Here is a 25,879-nt window from a genome sequence, read left to right as displayed (position 1 = left end):
TTTTGGGCTATGAATGTACAGGAGTTTTATAACAGTTATTACAAAAGGGCAAATAAGGTAACCATAGACAGCCGAAAAATAGAGCAGAATGATATCTTTTTTGCCTTTTCCGGTGAAAATTTTAATGCTGCTACCTTGGCAGAAAAAGCTGTAGAGCAGGGTGCTTTGGCGGTTATCGTAGAGCAGCAGGAGTTTGAGAATAGAGACCTCAATATATTTTTTGCACCCTCTACTTTAGACTTCTTGCAGGCGCTTGCGAGGCATCACAGGCAGCAGCTCACCATTCCCGTTATAGGGCTTACAGGCAGCAATGGCAAGACCACTACAAAAGAGCTCATCAGCACCGTACTGATGCAGAAATATAAAGTCCAATACACTTTTGGGAACCTCAATAACCACATTGGTGTGCCGCTCACGCTGCTCTCCATAAAACCATCACACGATATTGCAGTGGTAGAGATGGGGGCAAATCATCAGCACGAAATAGAGGCGTTGTGCAGCATTTCTCAGCCTACCATAGGTTATATTACCAACTTTGGAAAGGCTCACCTCGAAGGCTTCGGTGGTTTTGAAGGTGTTATTAAAGGTAAATCCGAGCTTTATGATTATTTAAAAAGCCATCAGCAGAAGATTTTAATGAATGATAATGATGAAATCCAGCGCGAGAAAGTGGGGGATTACTTTAATAGAGTTTCTTTCGGTACGGAGGCATCAGATTTTATGTTCCAGAAATATACTTCTGACCACTTTGTGGGTATAGAATACGCAGGCAGAAAGGCGCTCTCTCATCTCACAGGCGATTATAACTTTACCAATCTCTGTGCTGCTGCTGCTCTTGGACTGTCGTTCGGTATTGATTTTAATGACATTGCCCTTGCCATTGAGGCATATACGCCTACCAATATGCGCTCTCAAATCATCAAAAAAGAGGGGCAAACCCTCGTCCTTGATACCTATAATGCCAATCCGAGCAGTATGTCTGCCTCGCTCCATAATTTCATCACCTTCGAAGGCTCAAAAGCTATTATCATCGGCGATATGCTCGAGCTTGGGGAAGAGAGTTTAGCCGAGCATCAGCAGATTTTTAACCTTGCCAAAAGTCTGGGCTTTGATGAAATTATTACCGTTGGGCAAAACTTTGCTAAAGTAGATACCGAGCACAACTTCCCCAATACCGAAACCCTGATTGAATACCTCAAAACTCATCCTATTCGTTCCCAAAACCTCCTCCTGAAAGGCTCGCGAGGCATAGCTCTGGAAAAACTGCTATAAGTAGAAATTTAGCTAATAGCCACCCACCGCCTATAGCCTACTGCGAGAAGCAAACCACCCCCAGCTAGCAGCTAAAAGCCAAAAGCTAACCGCTAATTGTTGCCAGATAAAAAATAAGTTTTATATTTGCCTCGCAATTAGATGAAAAAAGGATGAAAAGGAATACACAAAACATGACAAATATCACATGTGCAAACTTGCGTATGTGCGATAATTTGTTATCCTTCCTTCCTTCCTTCAAAATATAGTCTTATTTAAAAGACTATATAGAGCGCCGATAGGCGCGCGGGCTCTGCCCGCGCGCCTATCGGCGCTTTTGCGCTTGCCTGCTTCTCACTTTTTCGCTTATGCAGGAGGCTATAATCCCCACAAAGTCGCGAGCGAAGCGAGCGACAAAGCGCTAGTCAATCTTCTTTTAGAACAAAATCAGACAAGAGAGGAGAGAAGGGAGGCACATTGTCGCCAGCCTTTGGCTGGCGACTCAATCGCAGTTTCTACGCTCAATAATTATTCCCAAGGAAGTAACATAAATAATAGATATATGAGATTTAAAATGATTTTAGCGTTTGTGCTAATAGGAGTATTAGCCAGCGCACAGACAGAGTACGACGGCAGAGTCGGAATCAATACAGAGACGCCAAAGGCATCTTTGGAAATAGCAAGGCACACGGGATTACCCGAGACCTCAGTGCAGGGAGTGCTATTTCCTCAGTTAACGACTGAGCAGAGGGATAAATTTACCAAAACGGATGTAGCCGAAGGGACAATGATATTTAACCTGACGAAAAGGTGTTTGGAAATCTTTACTCAAAATGATTGGAACTGTGTAAGCAAGGGGTCTTCTACACCATTAGGAGTAAGTATGCAGGTGATGGGAGCAGGTTGGGAAGGAGTTTTCCAACAAGGAGTGGATATTCCTGCGGGTTCTGGTACTCATAAAGTGAAGTTCCTTATCATCAATAATGGAGCAACGGCATGGACGGGTGACCTGTCTTCTGCCCTTACGATTACCAACACACCAGCACCAGGCCCAAGTGGAACGCCAGGACCCACAGGGACAGTAGATGTAGATGGCTCCCAAAATAGCAGTGTAACCGTAGCTCCTGGGGCATCTCAGGTGGTGACTTACACCCTCAAAGGAAAACCACAGCCTGGCAATATCAAGGCAAGGCTGGAAGTAGGTATCTATGCTGTGGAGCAAAACTATAGCATAGGTGTAGGATATGCAGAGTTCCAAGATTATAGCGTGTTTGTCTTCTCATGGAAGGAGGACAGCTCTGTACAAGGCCCTAGACCAGCCAACCAAAGCTACCAAGGAAAGATTGACAACAGCACCTACAAAATCCCTGTGAAAATCCCATATAGAAACGGAGATGGTAAGGAGTTTGGGGAGTTCAACAAGACGGTAACGATAGGCACGGGTTCTAATCAGAGAACATTGAAACTAACGATACCAGGCGGAAAGTTGCACCAGAACACCAACCCGAACCTCTATAATGTCATTACAGGGACACTGGAAGTCTTAGAACCAACACCGTATTTAGCGCCGCTATTGGAGGCAGGTAGTGCAGATGAGGAGATAGCTACTATTCCTGTACAGCTAACGAGTGCAACTGCTCCATTTAACTTAAAAGTAATCGCAACAGGAGGAGTGAAGGACAAACAGTATAACTTCAAAACGCCTGGGGTGAATAGATATGACCACCGCTTTGTTTATAGCAAGGTGATGACCTATGACCAGCAGATATGGCTAGACAAAAACCTAGGAGCGTACTATGCAGATGCCACGAGATTTGGAGTATTTGGAAATGATCAAACTTATGACAAGCGTAGCCCAAGTGATGGTGGGGACTATAGAGGACTGGGTTCACTATTCCAATGGGGAAGAGAAGCAGATGGACATGAGCTAGTCGACTGGAAGACTACAGAGCCCAATAATGGAGCAGGAGGTGCTTCATTCAAATATATATACCAGTCTCAATTCCCTACAGGGACAATTACAGATGCATGGAAGCGATATACCCCTTCTGAGTATCCTACCAAAGTGACCAGCTATACGGAACCCTGTCCAAGTGGATGGCATACCCCTACAAGAACAGAGATGGAACAATTGCTGTTAAATTTACATGGAACTACAACAGGGGGATGGATACAACAGGGTAACTTTTTATTAGAGTTAAAGCGCTTAGGATCAGGATGGTATAGTCAAGCCCATGGTGGAGTTGTTCGTAGTTATCAGATAAATTATAATATAGGTGGTTTCTGGCTAAGTACTTCATCAGGAACTAAGGCTGATGTAATTGTTTTAAGGTCAGATGAGTATACTAATCCAACATTTAAAATTCCACAGGCATTGAGTGTATTATCATCTAGTGATAATATTTTAATTAGTGCTAATGTACTTAGAAATGAAGGTAATAATGTTCGTTGTGTACAGGACTAAGATACACCCAAGGGGGGACTCCCCCTTTTATAAAAGGAAACATAAAGAATTATATATAAACCAATAAACATTATTACAATGAAAAATACTTTAAAAGCGTGGCTAAGAGACAACCCTCTTACCAGCGACCCATCAGATTTTGTAGGCGTACCCGCAAGCGTAGGGAGTGTAAGCATAGCAGAGATTGTAGCAGAGCTCAAAAAAGAAGGTATGGAGATAAAAGAGGAGACGGCAATAGACATCGTTTCCCGCTTCAATCGCAAGAGCACAGAGCTGGTGCTCCAAGGCTATGTAGTGAATACAGGTCTCGTGATAATGCGCTCAGCCATCAAGGGAGCCTTCCGCGATAGGACTTGGGATAAGGACAAGCACAGCGTCTATGTAAATGTCAATCAAGGTGCCGAGCTAAGAAAAGCCATCTCCCAAACCAAGGTAGAGTTTCTTGGAGAGCAATCCAGCCCAATGGCAATCTTCGGTATTACCGACCTCAGCACAGGCAAAACCGATGGCACCCTTACCAAAGGCAAGAATGCAGAGATTAAGGGAACTTACCTCAAGGTTGCAGGTACTCACACAGATAATGGCATCTACCTCACCAATATAGACACCAAAGCCAAGACCAAGCTTGAAGACCTTGCCCTCAATGAACCTTCTCGTCTCTTGGTGCTTATCCCCGCCTCGCTCCCTGCCGGCAATTATGAACTGAGCATCACAACGCAGTTTAGCAATACCTCGAAAGTCTTTCTAAAAACCCCAAGAACTGAGGTGCTTAATACACCCGTAGTTATTGCCTGATTAATCTACTTAACTATCTATTATAATGCTATTTAAATCATATATTAATGTTTTTTTGGGACAATTGGAAAAGCGAAGGTGACTCGCTCTCTCGGGCGATAGTGTCTCGCTCTCTCGGGCGAAGGTGACTCGCTCTCTCGGGCGAAGGTGACTCGCTCTCTCGGGCGAAGGTGACTCGCTCTCTCGGGCGATAGTGTCTCGCCTACTCAGGCGATAGAAATTAGCCAAGATATCCCATTAAACCTAAACAATAAATAAGCTTTAAGAATGAATAATAAACTCAGCGATGAATTTTAAAGCCATTAGCTGATAAGAAAGAAAATAGAAACCTTGCACTTTATCACTTGTGTGCATAATGCGTTTTTATAATTGTTAGTATTTATTTGTACGGCACCCCATTTGGGGTGCCGTACTTCTTTTTAGCAGATGGCAAATAGCTATTGGCTTTTAGCTATTGGCGGTGCGCGGTTAGCTTCGTGCAGTAAGCAGTAGGCTTTAGGCAGTAGGCGGTGTGCGGATAGTTTGTGATAAGTGTGCCCCACACAGTGGGTGCCTGCCGTGCTACGGCTATAATTTTCGGATTTTGGCTTCTTTTTTTAGGTAGCCTCGGAAGTCTTCGGCGATAGGTCCGAAGTAGGTACCTTTTTCAAGGTTTCTATTGACTCCCACTTGTGCGAGGAGTACTGTGCCAGAGGCTATTTGCAGCCCAGAGGCTATGCCTACCTGCCCCCACATTGTAACATCGTCTTCTATGATGCAGCACCCGGCAATCCCCGTTTGGGAAGCGATGAGGCATCTTTTGCCGATTAGGGTATCGTGCCCGATTTGTATTTGGTTGTCGAGTATAGACCCTTCACCGATTAGGGTAGAATCGGTTACTCCGCGGTCTATGGTGCAGAGGTTTCCTATTTCTACATTGTTCTCTATCACTACATTTCCTACGGAAATCAGCCTGTCAAACCTGCCATCTACCTTTCTGTAATAGAAGGCATCTCCACCGATAACGGTGCCCGACTGTATAATCACATTATCCCCGATAACACAGCGGTCGCCGATGACTACATTGGGGAATATATGGCAGTTTTTCCCGATTTTTACTCCATTTCCTATTACAGCAGAGGGGTGAATAGAGGTGTTTTCGCCTATTTCGGTATCCTTTAAATCTTCTTTAAAGTTGTAAATCTTAGTAAAGTAGGTATTGATTTTATTAAAATCTCTGAATGGGTCGTTGGAAATCAGGAGCGCTTTACCTTCTGGGCAGGGAACTTCTTTATCGATAAGGATAACGGTTGCCGCTGAGCCAAGTGCCTTGTCATAATACTTCGGATGATTTACGAAGACAATATCCCCAGGGCGAACTCTATGGATTTCATTAGTCCCTAAAACGGGAAAATCATCAGCGCCAATATACTTGGCACCGATGATTTCCGCTATATTCTTTAATATTTGAGCGTGCTGGAAAGTCATAAATAATGAGTTTTCACTTATTTTACTCTTTCTATGTAGGAGCCGTCCTCTGTATTTACTTTGATTTTGTCTCCTGGTTCTATGAATAGGGGTACCATAACCCTTGCTCCTGTTTCTACGATAGCATTTTTCAGAGCATTGGTAGCGGTGTTTCCTTTCACTCCTGGGTCTGCCTCTACTACTTCTAAGAATACCGTTGGTGGGATTTCCGCAGAGAGTGGGCTTTCGTCAGATTCTTTCAAGATGATGGTAACCTCCTCACCTGGCTTCATAAACTGAGCATTCTCTATCATATCTTTATTGATATAGATTTGGGAGAAGTCATCATTATTCATAAAGTGGAAACCGTTTTCATCATCATAGAGGTATTGGAACTTCCTTGTGATAACTTTTACTTCCTCTATTTTATGCCCTGCGGAGAAGGTATTATCTACCACTTTACCGTTGGTTACAGATTTAAGTTTTGTTCTCACGAATGCAGGTCCTTTACCTGGTTTTACATGGAGAAACTCGATTACTTTGTAGATGTCGTTACTAAATTCAATACAAAGCCCTTTTCTAATATCAGCTGTTGTTGCCATTAATTAAATATGTTTTATTATTCTTAAATTTTATTCTTTTGTTGTGCCATATCCTTTTACGATACCTCGAGGAGAGTTCTTTATAAATTCGAGAATCTCATCTCTCTCTGCCGTTGGCAGCATTTCTTTTTCTATGAAGTGGGTAGCCTGGCTTACATTCATTTTCATCTGGAAGATGTAGCGGTAGATTTTCTGTATTTCAAAGATTTTCTCATTGCTAAAACCTCTTCTTCTCAGTCCTACCGAATTGATTCCTGCATAGGAGAGTGGTTCGCGGGCAACCTTTACATAGGGTGGAATATCTTTCCTGATGAGTGCTCCACCAGAAATCATTGCGTGTTTGCCTATCTTCACAAACTGATGAACTGCTGAGAGCCCTCCCATTACTACAAAATCATCAATCTCCACATGCCCAGCAATACCACAGCCATTTACGATAATCACATTATTGCCCAAAGTACAGTCGTGAGCAATGTGTGCCGTAGCCATAATGAGGCAGTTGTTTCCTATTTTGGTATATCCTAATGCCTTCGTCCCTCGGTTTATGGTAACACATTCGCGGACGGTGGTATTATCTCCGATGATGACCAATGAATCTTCGCCGTCAAATTTTAAATCCTGTGGAATAGCAGAGATGACTGTACCAGGGAATATTCGGCAGTTTTTACCGATTCTCGCTCCGTCCATAATGGTTACATTAGGACCTATCCAAGTGCCTTCGCCTATCTCTACATCTGCTGCAATGGTAGTGAAAGGCTCTACGGTAACTCCTTTGCCTATTTTTGCTCGTTTATCTACTGCGGCTAATTGATGTATCATTTAATCAATTTTTGTTTTTGCTACTTGTGCCATTAGTTCAGCTTCTACTACTACGCTGTCTCCTACATATCCGTAGCCTTGCATATGTACAATGCCTCTTCGGATAGGTTCCATAAGCTCAATTTTGAAGATAATCGTATCTCCCGGCACTACTTTTTTCTTGAATTTCACATTATCAATCTTCACGAAGTAGGTAGAATAGTTCTCTGGGTCTGGAACATTAGCGAGGACTAAGATTCCTCCCGTTTGAGCCATAGCCTCTATTTGAAGCACTCCTGGAAGTACAGGTTCTTTTGGGAAATGCCCTACGAAGAAAGGTTCATTCATCGTAATGTTTTTAAGACCTACTACATGGGATTCTGATAGCTCAAGGATTTTGTCTATTAATAAGAACGGCGGGCGGTGAGGGAGTAGCCTCATAATACCGTTAATATCATATACTGGAGGTTTGCTCAAGTCAAAATCTGGAACATTTTTCTTCTTTTGCAGCTTCCATTGTCGGTTTAGTTTTTTAGCAAACTGTGTATTTACAAAGTGCCCAGGTTTGTTAGCGATAACTTTACCCTTTATCTTCACTCCTACCAAGGCGAGGTCTCCTATTACATCGAGGAGTTTATGCCTTGCAGCTTCGTTAGGATATTTTAGTGTAAGGTTATCCAATATCCCATTAGGCTGAATGGATATTTTATCCTTATTAAATGCTTTTTTGAGTTTTTCAGCAGTGTCTGGTGTGAGCTCTTTATCCACATATACGATGGCATTAGAGAGGTCGCCCCCTTTTATAAGCCCGTGGTCGAGGAGCATTTCCAACTCGTGGAGGAAGCTGAAGGTTCTTGCAGAAGATATTTCGGACTTAAAATCAGAGATGTTTTTGAGGGTAGCATTCTGTGTTCCTAAAACTTTGGTACCGAAATCTACCATTGTGGTTACTTCATACTGCTCGGAAGGGATGATGGTAATCTCAGAGCCTGTATTAGGGTCTGTATAGTTTAGGACTTCCTTTATTACTAAGTATTCTCTCGGTTTGCTTTGTTCTGCTATCCCTGCTTTTTCTATTGCTTCTACGAAGTGGATAGATGAGCCGTCCATAATCGGAGGTTCGGCAGAGTCCATTTCCAGTATAGCATTGTCTATATCACAGCCCACTAATGCCGCTAAGAGGTGCTCACAAGTATGGATTTTTACGCCTAATTTCTCCAAGGTAGTTCCTCTTTCGGTAGTCGTTACATAGTTTACATCTGCTTCTACTTGTGGGTTGCCTTCCAAATCGGTTCTTACAAAAACAAAACCTGTATTTTCTTTAGCAGGTTTTATGGTAAGATTGACTTCTTTACCCGTGTGGAGACCAATCCCCGACAGGGTTACTTCTTCCTTTAAAGTCTTTTGCAAATCACTCATTGCATTAATATTAATCGTTTGATTTTTTTTCTAATTCTTCTAATCTTTTTACTATATCGTTGAGATGCCTGAAATGCACATAATTTCTCCTGAAATCGCTTGCAGAGATGGCTGGCGAGCCGTATAGAATTTCTTTGTCCTCCACATTTTTATTTACGCCACTCTGTGCTTGTATTTTCACCTCATTGCCGATTTTTATATGCCCTACTATGCCTACTTGCCCACCAATCTGATTCCAGTCGCCAATAACCGTAGAGCCAGCAATGCCCGCCTGTGCAGCGATGACATTATTCTGTCCGATTTTTACATTGTGAGCAATTTGTATAAGGTTATCTATCTTCGTTCCTTTACCGATAATCGTAGAGCCAATTGTACCTCTATCAATCGTACAATTAGAGCCGATTTCTACGCTTTCTTCCAAAACTACATTGCCCAGCTGAGGGATTTTCTGAAAACCATCTGCTGTAGGCTGGAAACCAAAGCCATCAGCACCGATAACCGTATTAGAATGAATGATGCAGTTATCTCCAATTACACAATAATCATAAATTTTCACTCCGCTGTATATCGTGCAATTCTTCCCGATTTTTACATTCTTCCCGATAAATACCTGCGGGCTGATTTGCGTACCTTCGCCCACCTTTACATTTTCGGATATATAAGAAAAAGCTCCTATATAAACCCCTTCGCCAATGTTTGCAGAGGTGTCTACAGAAGCTCCTTGCTCTATTTCGGATCGTTTTACCTGCTTCATTTCATTGTAAAGATTCATCAGAATTTGAAATGAAAGATAGGCGTCTTCCACTGCGATAATGGTTGCCTTGTAGGGTTTATCCGTCAATAATTTTTCTGAAACAACGAGTACCGAGCAGTCCGTGCGCTCTATGAAATCTGAAAATCTCTCCTGTGCTACAAAGGAAAGATATCCTTCTGCACCAGATTCTATCGGGGCTACCCCCGTAATTAAGGCATTTTCATCACCAATGATTCTGCCATTAATTACCTCTGCAATTTGTGAAGCTGTGAATTTCATACCCGCAAAGATAATAATTTCTATAAAACCAATGTGTGCGTTATGAGCAGTAAGTGGTGGCTAGCTTTTAGCCATTAGCTTATGGCTGTGGGCGAATAGTGAAAAGCAGAAACCCAATGATTGGGAGCAATAACTAATTAGTGAAGAGAAAAAAAGATAATTTTCATCCACTAAATAGTGAAAGGTAGAAAATATATAAAAGGGAGCAATAACTAATTAGTGAAAAGGAGAAAATATATAAAAGGAGCCATTCACTAAATAGTGAAAGGCAGAAACCAAAATGTTTGAAGCAATAACTAATTAGTGAAAAGGAGAAAATATATAAAAGGAGCCATTCACTAAATAGTGAAAGGCAGAAACCAAAATGTTTGAAGCAATAACTAATTAGTGAAAGGGAGAAAATATATAAAAGGAAGCAATCACTAATTAGTGAAGAGAAAAAAAAATAATTTCCGTTCACTAATTAGTGAGCGAAGATACTTACTGCAAACTCATCGTAATATAACCACTTACAGTCAATAGCTAAAAGCCAACAGCCAGCTGCTAGCTTATCGTCTGAGAAACCTTATCTTTGCCACTTTAAAAATTACAATACAGATTATGTCAGATAAGAAGATGATAACGGCAGCTTTGCCTTATGCCAATGGTCCAGTGCATATTGGGCACTTGGCAGGAGTTTATATCCCTGCGGATGTCTATGCGAGATTTCAGAGGAGGGCAGGGAAAGATGTTGCCTTTATTTGTGGCTCTGATGAGCACGGAATCCCTATTACGATTAGGGCAAAGAAAGAGGGCGTAGCTCCTCAAGATATCGTAGATAAATACCACGCTATTATAAAGAAATCTTTTGAAGATTTGGGGATTTCGTTTGACAGGTATTCGAGGACTACCTCTAAGAAGCACCATCAGATGAGTCAAGATTTCTTCAAGACGCTCTATGATGCAGGAAAATTTACGGAGGAGACTTCCGAGCAGTATTTTGATGAGCAGGCAGGAGAGTTCCTCGCCGATAGGTATATTGTAGGTACTTGCCCCAATTGTGGAAATGAAAATGCCTATGGAGACCAATGCGAGAAGTGTGGCTCTACGCTTTCTCCTTCAGAGCTCATCAACCCTAAATCTATGCTTAGCGGTAATGTTCCTGTCCTTAAACCTACTCAAAACTGGTATTTGCCACTTAATGAGTATGAAGATTTCCTTAATCAATGGATTATCGAGGGACATAAGGAGGATTGGAAACCCAATGTCTACGGGCAAGTGAAGTCTTGGCTTAATGACGGTTTGAAACCTCGTGCAATGACCAGAGACCTCAACTGGGGAGTACCCGTACCACTGCCCAATGCAGAGGGTAAGGTGCTTTATGTTTGGTTTGATGCCCCTATCGGATATATCTCTTTCACTCAAGAATGGGCAGAAGAAAACGGCAAAAACTGGAAGGATTATTGGCAGAGCGAAAACTCCGAGCTCGTGCATTTCATCGGGAAAGATAATATCGTTTTCCATTGCATCATCTTCCCATCTATGATGAAGGCTCACGGAGGCTATATTATGCCAACCAATGTACCTGCTTTTGAGTTCCTCAACCTTGAGAATGAAAAGATTTCTACCTCGAGAAACTGGGCGGTATGGGCACACGAGTATGTGCAAGACTTCCCCAATCAGCAAGATGCACTGCGCTATGCACTCCTCTCATCTGCACCAGAGACTAAGGATAATAATTTTACTTGGAAAGATTTTCAGACCAAAAACAATTCGGAATTGGTAGGGATTTTTGGAAATTTTATCAATCGTGTGACGGTTCTTACCCAAAAATATTACAACGGAATCGTTCCTCAGCCTAATGAATTTGCGCAAGTGGATAAAGACCTTTACCACGAAATGCAGCAAATTCCAGAAAAAATCGGTAAAAACCTAGATGAATTCCGCTTCCGTGACGCCCTTACCGAAATGATGAATTTAGCAAGATTAGGGAATAAATACCTTGCAGATGAAGAACCTTGGAAAGTGATAAAAGACAATCCAGAGCGCGTGAAAACACAGATGTTCTGCGCATTACAGGTGGCTGGAGCACTAGCGTATTTGTGTGAGCCGTTCCTGCCTTTTACTTCCCAAAAAATGAAATCTGGACTAAATCTCGGAAACAAAAACTGGTATGAAGTTCTAAACACGCCGCCTATCCCAACAGGGCATCAAATCAATGAAATGCCGCTGCTTTTCTCTAAAATAGAAGATGAAGCAATAGAAGCACAGATTAACAAGCTTGAACAGACGAAAATCAATAATCAGAAAACCAACCCACAAGCAAATGCGATGAAGGAACATATTAGCTTTGATGATTTTGCAAAAATAGACCTGAGAACAGCAACCATTCTGGAAGCCGAAAAGGTTGAGAAAGCCGACAAACTCCTCAAACTGAAAGTAGATACAGGTGTAGATATACGCACCGTAGTATCTGGAATTGCCGAGAGCTTCTCCCCAGAAGAGCTTATCGGTAAGCAGGTGATGATTCTCCTCAATCTTGCCCCAAGGAAGATAAGAGGTATAGAGTCCCAAGGAATGCTGCTCCTCACTACAAAAGCAGATGGCAAGCTCGCTTTCGTAACACCAGATGAAACCGTTGCCAATGGTGTAGAAATCGGTTAATCATTAAATAAATCAATCCCCACAGCTGTTTGTAAGTTGTGGGGATTTTTTTATTGTAAATTCTCTATCACTATTGCGGAAGCACCACCGCCACCGTTGCATATCGCTGCTGCTCCATAGCGGGCATTCTGGTGTTTGAGTACGCTGAGCAGGCTAACGATAATTCTCGCTCCAGAGCTCCCCAGTGGGTGCCCGAGGGCTACTGCTCCTCCATTTATATTTACTCTCTCGCTGCTGATGCCGAGCAGTTGGATATTTACCAGACCTACTACCGAAAACGCTTCATTCAGTTCGAAGTAGTCAATATCTTCTATGCTGAGGTTTGCCTTGCGAACTGCCAGTGGTAGGGCTTTAGATGGTGCTGTGGTGAACCACTCTGGAGCTCCCGCTGCATCGGCATAGGAGAGGATTCTCGCCAGAGGCTTTAAGCCGAGTGCTTCCATTCGTTCTCTGGATACGAGTACGAGGGCAGAAGCTCCATCATTTATAGTAGAAGCATTGGCAGCAGTTACCGTTCCCCCGTCCTTAAACACAGGTCTAAGGCTGCTGATTTTATTAAAATCTACCTGTTTGTATTCTTCATCTTCGCTGATGATAAGGGGCTCGCCCTTGCGCTGTGGCACTGTTACGGGCACGATTTCATCATTAAACCTGCCTTCTGCCCACGCTTCTGCTGAGCGCTTATAAGAGGTTATGGCAAACGCATCCTGTTCCCCTCTTGTAATGCCGTACTTCTCTGCACAGCGCTCTGCGAGCTTACCCATATGCTCACCCGAGTAGGCATCGGTAAGCCCATCTTTTACCATCCCATCTTCCATATTGATGTTCCCCAGCTTTACGCCTTTTCTCCCTCCGAGATAGTGAGGGGTTTGAGACATATTCTCCATCCCTCCCGCTACGGCAAGAGAGATATCACCAGACTTAATCGCTTGTGCCGCGAGCATTACTGCTTTCATCCCAGAGGCACATACCTTATTGATGGTGGTGCACGGAACCACATCACTAAGCCCTGCCAGTATTGCGGATTGTCGAGCGGGCGCTTGTCCTTCGCCTGCTTGTACTACATTGCCCATAAACACTTCCTCTACTTCTGAGGCATTGATGCCTATCCTGTCTATCGCTCCACGAATGGCTGTAGCCCCAAGTGCTGGCGCTGGTATGCTGGAGAGGCTCCCCATAAAGCTCCCCATAGGGGTTCGCACAGCGGATACTATAAATACTTCTTTCATTATTCTTTTGTTTTTCGTGTCGGCTAACTTACGAAAAAAATAGTAGAAAAGCCCTTGGTGATTTTGTGTAGAGCAGTATTGGAATAGCGTGTTTAGTTGTATTTACCCTCCAAAAATAAGGGCAGTTCCAACATAACTAGCAAAATGGACACTACAACTTTAGTTGTATTTACCCTCCAAAAATAAGGGCAGTTCCAACAATAATAGAAGAATATCTTCCAGATACACAGTTGTATTTACCCTCCAAAAATAAGGGCAGTTCCAACTTCAGCAGGAGAGACCTTGATGTACAAATAGTTGTATTTACCCTCCAAAAATAAGGGCAGTTCCAACGCCAGGTAATCCTGATTCTAAGCTTCAAGTGTTGTATTTACCCTCCAAAAATAAGGGCAGTTCCAACTTGGCTTACCAGCAACATAAAGAAAGCATGGTTGTATTTACCCTCCAAAAATAAGGGCAGTTCCAACATCATTTGAAAATATCCCTGTATTAGACTTGTTGTATTTACCCTCCAAAAATAAGGGCAGTTCCAACAGACCTAGTATTCTATTCTAAAGATACTTTGTTGTATTTACCCTCCAAAAATAAGGGCAGTTCCAACTGCATACATTAAACTCATTGTGTCCCCCATGTTGTATTTACCCTCCAAAAATAAGGGCAGTTCCAACGAGTTTAAGAGCATTTGTTCATAATTGGGTGTTGTATTTACCCTCCAAAAATAAGGGCAGTTCCAACTTTGTAGAGGTTTAATATATAAGTTTTTAAGTTGTATTTACCCTCCAAAAATAAGGGCAGTTCCAACCTATTTAATCTGATACTGGGGGCAGTTGAAGTTGTATTTACCCTCCAAAAATAAGGGCAGTTCCAACATAGCAGCTTGGCAGACAGCCTTAGGAAAAGTTGTATTTACCCTCCAAAAATAAGGGCAGTTCCAACAATAAGTACTCAAATACCAGCTTTTGAACCAGTTGTATTTACCCTCCAAAAATAAGGGCAGTTCCAACTTGCTCGAATTCTTAATCAAATAACCAATCGTTGTATTTACCCTCCAAAAATAAGGGCAGTTCCAACAAGAATTCGAAAATGCAGAATTCTGGACTGGTTGTATTTACCCTCCAAAAATAAGGGCAGTTCCAACTTTTGCTGGAGATTGGGCTAATAAAAAAGAGTTGTATTTACCCTCCAAAAATAAGGGCAGTTCCAACAGCCTCCAAGTATTGCCGTTACAGGTCTTAGTTGTATTTACCCTCCAAAAATAAGGGCAGTTCCAACAACGTTATAAAAAAACGATTCGACGAGGTAGTTGTATTTACCCTCCAAAAATAAGGGCAGTTCCAACCTCAGATATTAGAATGTTATTAACTTATTTATTAGTAACATTTTATTGCTTTTGATTAGGAAGAATAAAACTTATAAAATACTATATTATATTGTTCTATAAATTTCCTTTTAGTATTTCTGTAATGGTACGAAATATATCCAAGTAATATTTAGCAATAAATTGATCATTATTAATTTCTTTTATCTTTTGGCAGTAGTTAAATGTCTCTAAGTCTGGTAATTGATTATGTGAAAATTTATTTCTAATATTTATTAAAACATAAGTATAGTTTTCAACTTTATTTTGGTCATTATCTTCTTTGAGTTCTTTAGCATAATTTTCTGTATCTGTATCTTTTATATAATTTTTTATTTCACATAAAAAACCTTTAATAATATAGTTTCTAAAATTTGGATTATTAGATTCTAGCAGACAATTTTTATCTTCTACTTGGTCATATATTTCTTTTTCTAATTTGTGTACTTCTTTAAATAGCTCTTCACTTCTTATTCTCTCATATTCCTCCAATTGTCTTTCGATAGAATTATAAGCTGGAGTGTTTTTGTCATTAGGAAGATGACCTACCCATTCTCTATCGGGGAAATATTCTGTTAATAATTTTACCCGACTATCATTTTCATATTTACGATATTTACCAATATCTTTAATCTTTACATTTTTTATTTTTAGCTTCCCTCCGAATAATTCTAATGTTAATGTTTTATCCCATATATTTTGCCCAAATAAATCTGATAGAGTTATATCTAAATTATTATTGGTTAGGAATAAATCGTTAAATATCTCTTTAGCCATATGTAGAGCAAATACATCATTCTTTTTCTGTTGATTGATTTTTTTATTTATGCTCTTTAGTTCAGATTTGCTTAAGTCAGATTTTAATGGATATTTTTCAGTATTATAAAAATCCTGATACTCTTTATTTTTTTTATAGAATTGAAACCAATCTGCAAATAACTCTTCATTACCAGCAAATTTTGTTTTTTCTATCATAGTGGGTTTATTATCTAAAAATCCTCTTTCTATAAATATAGGAGAGGAGAGAATTTGATTGATTTTTTCACTAATAGGTTTTTGAATATAGTTTTTTCTATTAAGAAATATAAAAATTTCTTTTTCAAAGTTTTTAAGTTGTTGTTGTAAAGTAGATAATGTGCTGATTTTAGTATTTAAATAATCTTCGTATAGTTCTTCTAATGTACTGTATTTTTCAAAATTAAAATGTTCTTTTGTACCGGAATTTTCTAATAATTTGAGTACTTCATCTTTACTGATTTCATAATATGCTAATAGTTTTTGTAATTCGTTATGCTGATATCCTTTCCAGTTAGATTTAAATTTTTGAGGCATAAATTGCTTAATCTCATTAGCAAGCCAATTTGCTATTCTTCCTTTTTCATTATTAGTTAGGATATATTTTCTCTCTTTATTATTATAACTATCAATTCTTTCCTGATGTTCTTTTTGAAGATTCTTAGTCTGGTTAATTAGATTCTCCAAATCCTTTTTTAGCTTGTTATAATTAATTTGTTCATTATCAATCTCTATCCTTTTTTTTAGTATTTTAATACCTTCAGATTGATTATGAATATCACCTATTTGTTTCTCAATTTGTCTTCGGATTTTATTTTCAAGTTTTTGTCCACTTGTTCCATTTTTTATTATTTCATATAAAATAGAATGTATGTCATTCATACTTAGATAAGCAGTAGGTGCTCCAAAAGGAATGATAGGATTGTCGTTGTTATTAGCGTTGTTGTTATCAGACTCATTAATATTCAAGACATCATTAACAATATATATTTTTTCTTTTTTATTAGGATTTCTTTCTTGGTTAAGATTGGGAATTTCATTTAGAATATTGTTGATAATGGGATTATTTATAGGCAGCTGTATCCCAATTTTATTAGCATTTTGGTTTTTATTATCAACTATGTTTTCTTTAGGAAAGAGATAACTTGGGTTGGGAAACTCCTCCCATTGTGTATCTATAGTAGAAGAATGGAAATAATTAGCTTTAGCTTTTATTATATCATTTAATTTTCCAAAAACATTGATTTTTTCTTTGATGATTCTATTCTTTGTACTATTTCCAACAAATTTATCCGTTTGATGATGAATATAATTCCCTATATGAACTTGAAATCGTAGCTTGGGGAAATCAGCATACTCATCTAAAAAGCGTAGAGCAAAATAATTGAATTTATCTTCATATCTTTTTCTTATTACAGGATGAACTACTCTTAAATTATCTAAAGACTGATTTTCTTCACCATTGTCTCTAAAATATTCATTCAGATCCATAATAAAGTCCTCTTGTTTAGATTCTTCAATGTTTTTATATATTACATCTGGAACTTTATTTAATTCATCTAGAATCTGTTTCATTAGAACAGCTTTATCAAGGATAGGAGAGGTTTTTAATCTATATTTTAATCCTTTATAAGCCAAATGAGAATTAATTCTATCAATACAGGTGGAATTTAATTTTTTAAATAATTCTTCATCTCCTTTTATAATATCTGGAACAGAGATATTAGCCCTAAAATGATTAATATCTTTTTTATTTAGAAAAATAGACAATAGAATGACTAAACCATCAAGTGAAATAGAAACTTTTAAACCATTATTATTAGGTTGAGATATGTTCTTAGAACTAAAACATTCAGTTTTTAGGTTTCCCTTTTCATCTATAATATCAATTGATTCTTCAAATATAGATTTTAGAACCTCTTCTTTTTTATTATTTTTAGTGTATGTATCTATCTCTTTTTGTAGGAGCTTTTTTAATGCTTCCTGCGTTTTATCTGTTTTTAGAAATTTATTTTTGATTTCTAAAAGCGTATTCTCAAATAATTTATCTAATATTTCAAAAACAGAATCTTCAATCTTTACTTCATTATGAAAATAGTGAGTATAGAAGTTTCTAAGTTTATCAATAGTAGAGATTAGATTTAAAAAGTTATTACGAAAATTATTAATTCTATCTTCTTTTTTATTCCTGTTTTTTTCTTGGTTATCTAAATATGCTACTACTGGAAAATATGAACTCAGAACTTCAATCCATTTTTCATAATCAGAAATAGATATGTTTTCTTTAAATATATTAATTAAGAACTTTTCAAGTTCTTTAAAATCTTTGAAAAATTCTTTTTCTTTGGGCTTTTTATTTTTTAGCTGAAATCTACTGCAAAATTCATTTAATACATCAAAGATATTTTTATGTGCAAGATTAAGATAGCTCCCAAAATAGTGCTTATCTTTTTCAGAAAAAGGATAATATAATGGCATAGTTTATTTTTATTAGATAGTTAATTATTATTTTTATTATTATGCTTAAATACCAGTGCAAACAATACTCCCACTACTAAGGCATAAGCCGCAAAGATGTACCACGCCGAGCGCCAACCTTCCAGCTGCTGAGCGGGAGATTCGCCCTCTTTTACAAAGTAATTGACGATAGATTGTGCTATAAGTAGCCCTATTGTGGCTCCAAAACCATTGGTCATCATCATAAATACGCCTTGTGCAGAGGACTTAATATCTTCATTCGTCTCCTGATCTACAAAGAGAGAACCTGATACATTGAAGAAATCAAAGGCAATACCATAGACAATCATAGAGATAACGAACATCCATACGCCACCACCCGGGTTACCCGCACCCAATAGCCCGAAGCGAAGAACCCACGCTGCCATAGCCATTAGCATTACGGTTTTAATACCAAACCTTTTCAGGAAGAAAGGGATAAGCAGGATGCAGAGTGCCTCCGATGTTTGAGAGAGGGAGATAAGTGCATTGGCGTGGTTGGCTCCGAAGCTGTCTTGGAACTCCTCTATACTTTTAAAGCTGGAGATATAGGGGTTGGCATATCCGTTTGTAATCTGAAGCGATACACCTAAAAGCATAGAAAATATGAAGAATATTGCCATTTTTCTATTCTTAAACAAAGCGAAAGCCTTTAATCCGAAGGCATCTGCTAAGGATTGTTTTTCATTGCTTTTGCTGATTGGGCAGTTAGGCAGTACAAAGCTATACAGGAAGAGTATGATGCCCAGCCCACCAGAGACATAAAACTGGCGATAATCAGACTGGAAGCCCATAAAATCTACCAAAAGCATAGCGCAGATAAAGCCCACTGTTCCTAGCGTTCTGATAGGTGGAAATGCTTTGATAGTATCTAAATTGTTTTGTTTTAATATGGTATATGCAGCAGAATTAGAGAGTGCAATGGTCGGCATAAAGAAGGCTACACTGAGGGAATACAAGCTAAACATAATGGTGAAATTTACCCCCCTCACCTGATGAATATCCGTAATAGCCCGTTAAGATGATAAATACAGCCGCAAGAAGGTGGTTGATACCAAGTAGTCTCTGTACAGGAATCCATCGGTCAGCGATAATCCCCATAATAGCAGGCATAAAGATAGAAACAACCCCTTGCATAGCATAGAAAAGCCCAATTTTACTGCCCAATCCAATAGTGCCGAGGTAATTTCCCATAGAGATAAGATAGGCTCCCCAAACGGCGAACTCTAAAAAGTTCATTACCGTTAATTTTAACTTTACATTATTTGTAGTACTCATCTTGAAAAGATTTTATCGGTTATTAATTTAAGTTAGTTTTTATTTTTTCGTTGTTTGATGATTTCCTGTATTTCAAAGGCGGTATCATAGTCTTCATTTTTTACAGCATTCTCCAGCAGGTTTTCCAAGTCCTCTATCGGCAAGTTGCTAAAGTCCCTAAGGCTTTTCTCAAATTCGGAAAAGTCTATATCTATTTCTGGAATAGCATCTTCTGTTTTCTCAGTAGGGAGAGCATCCAAGTCTAATAGGATACCCGCTTCATCTAGTACTTTTGGGGTGGTGTAGATAGGGATATTGAAACGCACCGCTATTGCAACAGCATCTGATGTACGAGCATCAAGGCTGCTATTTTCTCCAGTAGCTTTATCCATAAAGTTGAGGTTGGAATAGAAGACTCCATCTACGATTTTATAGATAATCACAGATACAAGCTCTAATGAAGAGAGCCTTATGAATGAAGCGAATAAATCGTGAGTAAGGGGACGAGGCGGAGTAAGGTCTTTTTCTAATCCTAAGGAGATGGATTGCGCCTCAAAGCTACCAATAACTACGGGAAGTTTAATAGCGGTCTCTTCATCTTCCAGAAGCAGAGCGTAGGCATTTGCTTGCGTCTGGCTGTAAGATATTCCCCGTATGATGAGTTTTTTGTAATCCATAGAACAAAGATAATGCTTTTATTTGAATGTTTTTTCTACTTCTACGCCTGCTCCAAATACTTCTCCTTGAACGGGTGGAGCAGTTTTGGTAATTTTCATTTTCAGGTAGGTGGTTTGTGGGAATTCTTTTTCTATCCGTGAGAGAATTCTCCCGGCTACTCTTTCCAAAAGTAGAGAGGGAGTTTTCATCTCTTGGTGGATGATATCGTTTATATCTGCATAGCTAATAGTATGGTGCAGGTCATCGGTTTCCATAGCTTTACTAAAATCGGTATGCAGTTCGGCATTGATGAGGTAGTAGGTTCCTATACTCCTTTCCTCTGGAAGTACTCCGTGATGTGCATAGATTTTAATGCTTTCGAGAAATATTTTGGTCGTTAAGCTCATTAGAGTTGTTGATATTATATTATTTGAAAACTATTCTTCCAGATTGAGGTGAGTATATACTTCTTTAAATTCATTAATACTTTCTTCAATGGAGTGGAATGATTTGCCTCCTGCGGCATTAATATGCCCTCCACCATTGAAAAACGATCGGGAGAACTGATTAACATCCACCTCTCTCTTGCTTCGGAAAGAGATTTTGATATAATCTTCATATAAGTCCTCCATAAAGAATGCGGAGACCTGCACTCCCAATATGCTCAGTCCATAATTTACAAAACCTTCGGTATCTCCTTTCTCAAAGCCATACTTTTCCAGTTCGTTTCGTTTTAGATAGAGTATGGCAACCCGTCCATTACCGATAATCTCTATACGGCTCAGGATGAGTGAGAGCAATTGAAATCTTGACAGGGTATTGGTATCCCAAGTGTTGGAGGATATCTCTGCAGGGTCGGCACCTTTTTCTATAAGGTTGGCTGTAATTCTATGGGTAGTAGCACTTGTAGAGCGGAACCTGAAGCCCCCAGTATCGGTCATAATCCCAGTATAAAGGCACTGAGCGATGTCTTTATTCACCAGATGGGCATCTCCCATAGCTTCTATAAAGTGGTAGACCATTTGGCAGGTAGCAGGTACGCTGGTATCCGAATACACGAAATTGAAATCATCTGGCTGCTGGTGGTGGTCTATAAGTATTTTAGTCGATTTTGCCCGCTCGAGCCAAGGAGCTACGAGGTTGCCACTTCTGTGGGTAGCATTAAAATCGAGTATGAATATAACATCTGCATTCTCAATAAGCTCAAAGGCTTTTTTTCTTTTGTAGTCAGCAATGGTTATTTTCTTTGCTTCGGGCATCCATTTCAGGAATTTTGGGAAGTCGTTGGGTACAATGGTATCTGCTTCCAGCCCTTTTGTTTTGAGGTAATGTTTCAGTCCTAATGTACTGCCGATAGCATCACCGTCAGGGTTATAATGAGAGATAATTACGATTTTATTTTCTGGCTTTAAAAGCGCTTTGATTTCTGTTAATTGTTTTTCGCTAAACATTTTGATTTTATAAGACCTCAAAGGTAGATATTTTTAGGAGAATTTCAAGGATTGTTGTAGGTAATCGGAAATTTTGTCAGTGTTATTTAAATTAAAAATACTTTAATTCGGAAATTTTGTCAGATAAATAAGCCTTTTTTGAGGTGTTAAGCCTTGTTGTATAATTTTTGAGAAAGGGAGGGCATAAAACATAAAAACAATTCAGATGAACTTAAACCAATATACAGTAAAATCACAAGAAGCCATTCAGAAAGCACAGCAAGTAGCTTTAGAGTTTGGCAACCAGAGTATCGAACCTCAGCATTTATTAGAGGGGATTTTCCAGGCAGATGAGCATATCTCATCATTCCTTTTAAAGAAATCGGAGGCAGATGCTACGCTCATCAGAGAGAGAAACAGGGAGGCGATAGAAAAACTGCCAAAAGTAGAGGGGGGAAATATCTACCTTTCTCAACCGGCAAATAAAATCTTACTCGACGCTCCGAATATCGCTAAGAAAATGGGAGATGAGTTTGTAACCATCGAGCATCTTTGGCTTGCGCTGATAGAAATCTCCTCACCAGTGGCTACTATGCTCAAAGATATGGGGGTAACCAAATCCCTTTTAGAAGGAGGAATTAAAGAGCTAAGAAAAGGCAGCAAGGCAAACTCGGCAAGCTCCGAAGACACTTACCAAAGCCTTAATAAATATGCAAAAAACTTTAATGAGCTCGCTGCGGAGGGCAAACTTGACCCTGTTATTGGGCGAGATGAGGAAATCCGCAGAGTGCTTCAAATTCTCTCCCGAAGAACCAAGAATAATCCGATATTAATCGGTGAACCAGGTGTGGGTAAAACTGCCATAGCAGAGGGTATTGCTCACCGTATTATCTCGGGAGATGTGCCAGAAAACTTGATGGACAAAACCCTTTACTCTCTTGATATGGGTGCGCTTGTGGCGGGAGCTAAGTACAAAGGTGAGTTTGAAGAAAGGCTTAAATCCGTAGTGAATGAAGTTACCAAATCCGATGGGCAAATCATCCTTTTCATCGATGAAATCCATACCCTTGTAGGTGCAGGTGGTGGCGAGGGCGCAATGGACGCTGCCAATATCCTCAAACCGGCCTTGGCAAGAGGTGAGCTCAGAGCAATTGGAGCGACGACATTAAACGAATATCAAAAATATTTCGAGAAAGATAAAGCCCTTGAGCGCCGTTTCCAAAAGGTAATGGTAGAGGAGCCAGACACGGAATCTGCTATCTCCATCCTAAGGGGGATTAAAGATAAATACGAGTCTCATCATAAGGTGAGAATAAAAGACGAAGCCATTATAGCAGCAGTAGAAATGTCTCAAAGGTATATTTCCGACAGGTTTTTACCCGATAAGGCGATTGACTTGATAGACGAAGCATCAGCTAAGCTCAGAATGGAAATCAACTCCAAACCAGAGGAGCTCGATGTACTCGATAGGAAACTGATGCAGCTTGAAATAGAACTCGCTGCGATTTCCAGAGAGGGCAATCAAACCAAAATCGAGCATTTGAAGGAAGATATCGCTAAGGTTACCGAAGAGCGAAATGCCATCAATGCACAGTGGTTGCAGGAAAAACAGAAGTCTGAGGATTTAACCCAGATTAAAAAAGATATTGAAGCTTTAAAATTTGAAGCCGAAAGAGCTTCCCGAGTGGGCGATTATGCAAAAGTAGCAGAGATACAGTACGGAAAACTCCGCGAGAAGGAGGACGAGCTCAAACAGCTGGAGCTTCTGATGCAAAACGAGGAAAATGAACTTGTAAAAGAAGAAGTAACCGCAGAAAACATCTCCGAAGTTATTTCAAAATGGACGGGAATTCCCGTAACCAAGCTCCTCCAAAGCGAGAGAGAGAAGCTCCTCCACTTAGAAAATGAGCTTCACAGGCGAGTAATTGGTCAGGAGGAAGCCATACAAGCTGTAGCAGATGCCATCCGAAGAAACCGTGCAGGGCTTAGTGATGAGAAAAGACCTATCGGCTCCTTCCTCTTCCTTGGGACTACAGGGGTTGGTAAAACCGAGCTTGCAAAGGCACTTGCCGAGTTTCTCTTTGATGATGAGAATAACCTCACCCGAATAGATATGAGCGAATATCAAGAGCGCCACAGTGTTTCCCGATTGGTGGGTGCGCCTCCTGGGTATGTGGGCTATGATGAGGGCGGTCAGCTCACTGAGGCCGTGCGCAGGAGACCTTATTCCGTAGTCCTCCTCGATGAGATTGAAAAAGCCCATCCTGATGTTTTCAATACGCTTCTCCAAGTTTTGGATGACGGTAGGCTTACCGATAACAAAGGTAGAGTGGTCAATTTCAAAAACACGATTATCATTATGACCTCCAATCTCGGTTCGCATATTATTCAGGAGAATTTTGAGGGAATAAATGATGATAACCAGTTTGAAGTGGTAGAAAAAACCAAAATCGAAGTTTTTGACCTTCTCAAACAAAGCCTCCGACCAGAGTTTGTCAACAGGATAGATGAGGTGGTACTCTTCCAACCGCTTAATAAAAAAGAGATTGGCAAGATTATCGGGCTTCAGCTAAGAGGCTTCAACAAAATGCTCGAAAAACGAGGCATCATAATGACGGCTACCGAAGAGGCAGTAGATTATATTATGAACAAGGGCTACGACCCAGCCTTTGGAGCAAGACCTCTAAAACGAGTGCTCCAGCAGGATGTTCTCAATAAACTCTCTAAGGAAATCCTCGCAGGAAAAGTAAATGACGGCGATAGAATAAGCCTTGATTTCTTTGATGGTGAAGGGCTCATCTTCCGAAAGATTGATTAAATAATAGTTTTTTGATTTTAAAATCACCTCTCTCATCCAGAGGTGGTTTTTTATTTAGTATTTTTCAATTGGGAGATAATATTGAGAAATTTTCTACATTTACCATTAAATTTTAGTTCTATGAAAGTAAAAATATTATTAATCTTTTTAGTATTGGCATTGGTATCCTGCCGCCCGAGTTATTTCACAAAACTGGAAAATTTGGAAAGTCTGAATGGAAAGTACTATTCCAAATCTTTATTTAAGTATAATGGAAAGAAGAAGATACCAGACACGAAGGCTCATATGTTAAGGTTCTTTAATAGTGAGAAAAATTTGGAAACTGTAAATTGGGTCGAGATGAAATTTCAGGAGCCTGATAAAGTGGAGCTCACCTATCCTGTGATGGAGCTGGGGGAAATCACCACCAAGAAGCAGACATTTACAGGGAAGAGAAGAAGAAACTATCTAAAAGTGACTCACTGGAACGAGGATATTTTTATCCCGCTGATATATGGTAATACACAGAAGAACTATATTAAAATAGGCAAGACAAAGGAAAATCAACTCTTGATACAGCACTATTATGAGAATACAGGAAATATTCTAATCTTGGCTGGAGGAGTTGCTTACACTTCGGATTTTGTCTTCGAGAAATATGACAAATATGCAGGCAATAAGGCTTTTTATAAAGATGGTAAATATGGGATAAAGAGGGGAGAGAAGGAGATTGTCCCTGCTATATATGATATTGCCTACACCTATAAGGATGAATATATTAAGGTAAAAATCAATGATAAGTATGGGATTTTGGATTATGAGGGTAGGGAGATAGTTCCTGTCAAATACGATGATATAGAATATGAAGAATACGAAATAAATCCTGTATTCTATGTGAAGAATATGGGTAAAATGGGCTTAGTTAATATGAAAGGAGAGGAGTTTGTTCCCATAAGATATGATAAGATAAAAAGTTATAATAGCAAATTCTATGAATTGCATCTCAATAATAAACAAGGTCTTGCTAATCTTAATGGCGTACTCTATCCAGCGATATATGAAAACTTGGGCTGGTCTTCTGTAAATCACAATCGTTACTTTGATGCATATGATGAGTACATAGCAGTAAAAAGAGATGGCACAGACTATCTCATCGATACAAGAGGATATGAGTACCAAGTGAATAAAAAAATCCCAAAAATCGGGGGAATAGCTTCTATCTATCCATTATTAGAAACCGCTCGAAAGGTGTCTCTTGACGAAGAAGCAGAATAAAAAGGCATTCAAGTAGACAGTTTTTTTATTGAAAAATTGAGGATTCCTTATAAACACATCAGTTCTTTACTAATTTTAATATAAATAGGGGGCTTAGACCCTTGCTTTACTAAGATTAAATTTTCTGTATTGTAT

Annotated in this window: 16 protein-coding genes, 1 pseudogene and 1 CRISPR repeat array; of the genes and pseudogenes, 6 read left to right on the top strand and 11 right to left on the bottom strand. The window is 39.5% G+C overall.

Annotated features, from left to right (window positions below; all coding sequences use genetic code 11):
- Window positions 1–9 precede the first annotated feature (9 nt).
- The 3 genes from D8991_RS06480 to D8991_RS06470 all read left to right on the top strand — a co-directional run bounded on the left by D8991_RS06480 (window position 10) and on the right by D8991_RS06470 (window position 4,510).
- Window positions 10–1,272, top strand: a complete 1,263-nt coding sequence (locus D8991_RS06480) for a UDP-N-acetylmuramoyl-tripeptide--D-alanyl-D-alanine ligase (RefSeq protein ID WP_120489331.1) — start codon at window positions 10–12, stop codon at window positions 1,270–1,272.
- Window positions 1,273–1,813: 541 nt separating this feature from the next.
- On the top strand, window positions 1,814–3,715 hold the full coding sequence (locus D8991_RS06475) for an FISUMP domain-containing protein (protein WP_162926741.1): 1,902 nt from the start codon (window positions 1,814–1,816) through the stop codon (window positions 3,713–3,715).
- Window positions 3,716–3,793: 78 nt separating this feature from the next.
- Window positions 3,794–4,510 carry a DNA-binding domain-containing protein gene (locus D8991_RS06470; protein ID WP_120488499.1) on the top strand — a complete coding sequence of 239 codons (717 nt, stop codon included), beginning with the start codon at window positions 3,794–3,796 and terminating at the stop codon, window positions 4,508–4,510.
- A 567-nt stretch (window positions 4,511–5,077) separates the two neighbouring features.
- Here the strand turns inward: D8991_RS06470 and D8991_RS06465 are convergent.
- From D8991_RS06465 to lpxD, 5 genes are read right to left on the bottom strand one after another with little or no spacing between them, the layout of a single operon-like run.
- Window positions 5,078–5,977 (bottom strand): LpxD N-terminal domain-containing protein, encoded by a 900-nt coding sequence (locus D8991_RS06465; protein ID WP_120489329.1) that lies wholly within the window; start codon window positions 5,975–5,977, stop codon window positions 5,078–5,080.
- Between the two features lie 17 nt (window positions 5,978–5,994).
- Window positions 5,995–6,558: an elongation factor P gene (gene efp / locus D8991_RS06460; RefSeq protein ID WP_120489328.1), complete on the bottom strand. Its 564-nt coding sequence runs from the start codon at window positions 6,556–6,558 to the stop codon at window positions 5,995–5,997.
- A gap of 30 nt (window positions 6,559–6,588) precedes the next feature.
- The gene (lpxA, locus tag D8991_RS06455) at window positions 6,589–7,377 is read right to left on the bottom strand and encodes an acyl-ACP--UDP-N-acetylglucosamine O-acyltransferase (protein ID WP_120489327.1); all 789 of its coding nucleotides are present in this window, start codon (window positions 7,375–7,377) and stop codon (window positions 6,589–6,591) included.
- A complete protein-coding gene (locus D8991_RS06450; protein WP_120489326.1) occupies window positions 7,378–8,775 on the bottom strand; it encodes a bifunctional UDP-3-O-[3-hydroxymyristoyl] N-acetylglucosamine deacetylase/3-hydroxyacyl-ACP dehydratase in 1,398 nt (465 codons plus the stop codon).
- A gap of 10 nt (window positions 8,776–8,785) precedes the next feature.
- Window positions 8,786–9,808, bottom strand: coding sequence for a UDP-3-O-(3-hydroxymyristoyl)glucosamine N-acyltransferase (gene lpxD, locus D8991_RS06445; protein ID WP_120489325.1), 1,023 nt, complete (start codon window positions 9,806–9,808; stop codon window positions 8,786–8,788).
- A 600-nt stretch (window positions 9,809–10,408) separates the two neighbouring features.
- Here lpxD and metG point away from each other — a divergent pair.
- Window positions 10,409–12,451 (top strand): methionine--tRNA ligase, encoded by a 2,043-nt coding sequence (metG, locus tag D8991_RS06440; protein WP_120489324.1) that lies wholly within the window; start codon window positions 10,409–10,411, stop codon window positions 12,449–12,451.
- A 50-nt stretch (window positions 12,452–12,501) separates the two neighbouring features.
- Here metG and D8991_RS06435 read toward each other — a convergent pair whose 3' ends face one another.
- From D8991_RS06435 to D8991_RS06410, 6 genes and pseudogenes are all read right to left on the bottom strand, one after another.
- Window positions 12,502–13,680, bottom strand: coding sequence for an acetyl-CoA C-acyltransferase (locus D8991_RS06435; RefSeq protein ID WP_120489323.1), 1,179 nt, complete (start codon window positions 13,678–13,680; stop codon window positions 12,502–12,504).
- Window positions 13,681–13,775: 95 nt separating this feature from the next.
- Window positions 13,776–15,019: a CRISPR direct-repeat array (repeat unit 37 nt; unit sequence GTTGTATTTACCCTCCAAAAATAAGGGCAGTTCCAAC).
- A gap of 96 nt (window positions 15,020–15,115) precedes the next feature.
- The gene (gene cas13b, locus D8991_RS06430; protein WP_120489322.1) at window positions 15,116–18,310 is read right to left on the bottom strand and encodes a type VI-B CRISPR-associated RNA-guided ribonuclease Cas13b; all 3,195 of its coding nucleotides are present in this window, start codon (window positions 18,308–18,310) and stop codon (window positions 15,116–15,118) included.
- A gap of 20 nt (window positions 18,311–18,330) precedes the next feature.
- Window positions 18,331–19,567: pseudogene (locus D8991_RS06425) on the bottom strand (MFS transporter).
- Window positions 19,568–19,638: 71 nt separating this feature from the next.
- Complete coding sequence (locus D8991_RS06420) at window positions 19,639–20,262, bottom strand: bifunctional nuclease family protein (protein WP_120489321.1); 624 nt, start codon at window positions 20,260–20,262, stop codon at window positions 19,639–19,641.
- A gap of 18 nt (window positions 20,263–20,280) precedes the next feature.
- Complete coding sequence (gene folB / locus D8991_RS06415; protein ID WP_120489320.1) at window positions 20,281–20,649, bottom strand: dihydroneopterin aldolase; 369 nt, start codon at window positions 20,647–20,649, stop codon at window positions 20,281–20,283.
- A gap of 30 nt (window positions 20,650–20,679) precedes the next feature.
- Window positions 20,680–21,693: a DHH family phosphoesterase gene (locus tag D8991_RS06410; RefSeq protein ID WP_120489319.1), complete on the bottom strand. Its 1,014-nt coding sequence runs from the start codon at window positions 21,691–21,693 to the stop codon at window positions 20,680–20,682.
- 205 nt (window positions 21,694–21,898) lie between these two features.
- Here D8991_RS06410 and clpB point away from each other — a divergent pair, with 205 nt between their 5' ends.
- Window positions 21,899–24,490, top strand: coding sequence for an ATP-dependent chaperone ClpB (clpB, locus tag D8991_RS06405; RefSeq protein WP_120489318.1), 2,592 nt, complete (start codon window positions 21,899–21,901; stop codon window positions 24,488–24,490).
- A 120-nt stretch (window positions 24,491–24,610) separates the two neighbouring features.
- Window positions 24,611–25,744 (top strand): WG repeat-containing protein, encoded by a 1,134-nt coding sequence (locus D8991_RS06400; protein ID WP_120489317.1) that lies wholly within the window; start codon window positions 24,611–24,613, stop codon window positions 25,742–25,744.
- Window positions 25,745–25,879: the final 135 nt, after the last annotated feature.

The organism is Bergeyella cardium, from assembly GCF_003614945.1.
GTDB classification, from domain to species: Bacteria; Bacteroidota; Bacteroidia; order Flavobacteriales; family Weeksellaceae; genus Bergeyella_A; species Bergeyella_A cardium.
This window is presented reverse-complemented; position numbering and strand designations above follow the sequence as displayed.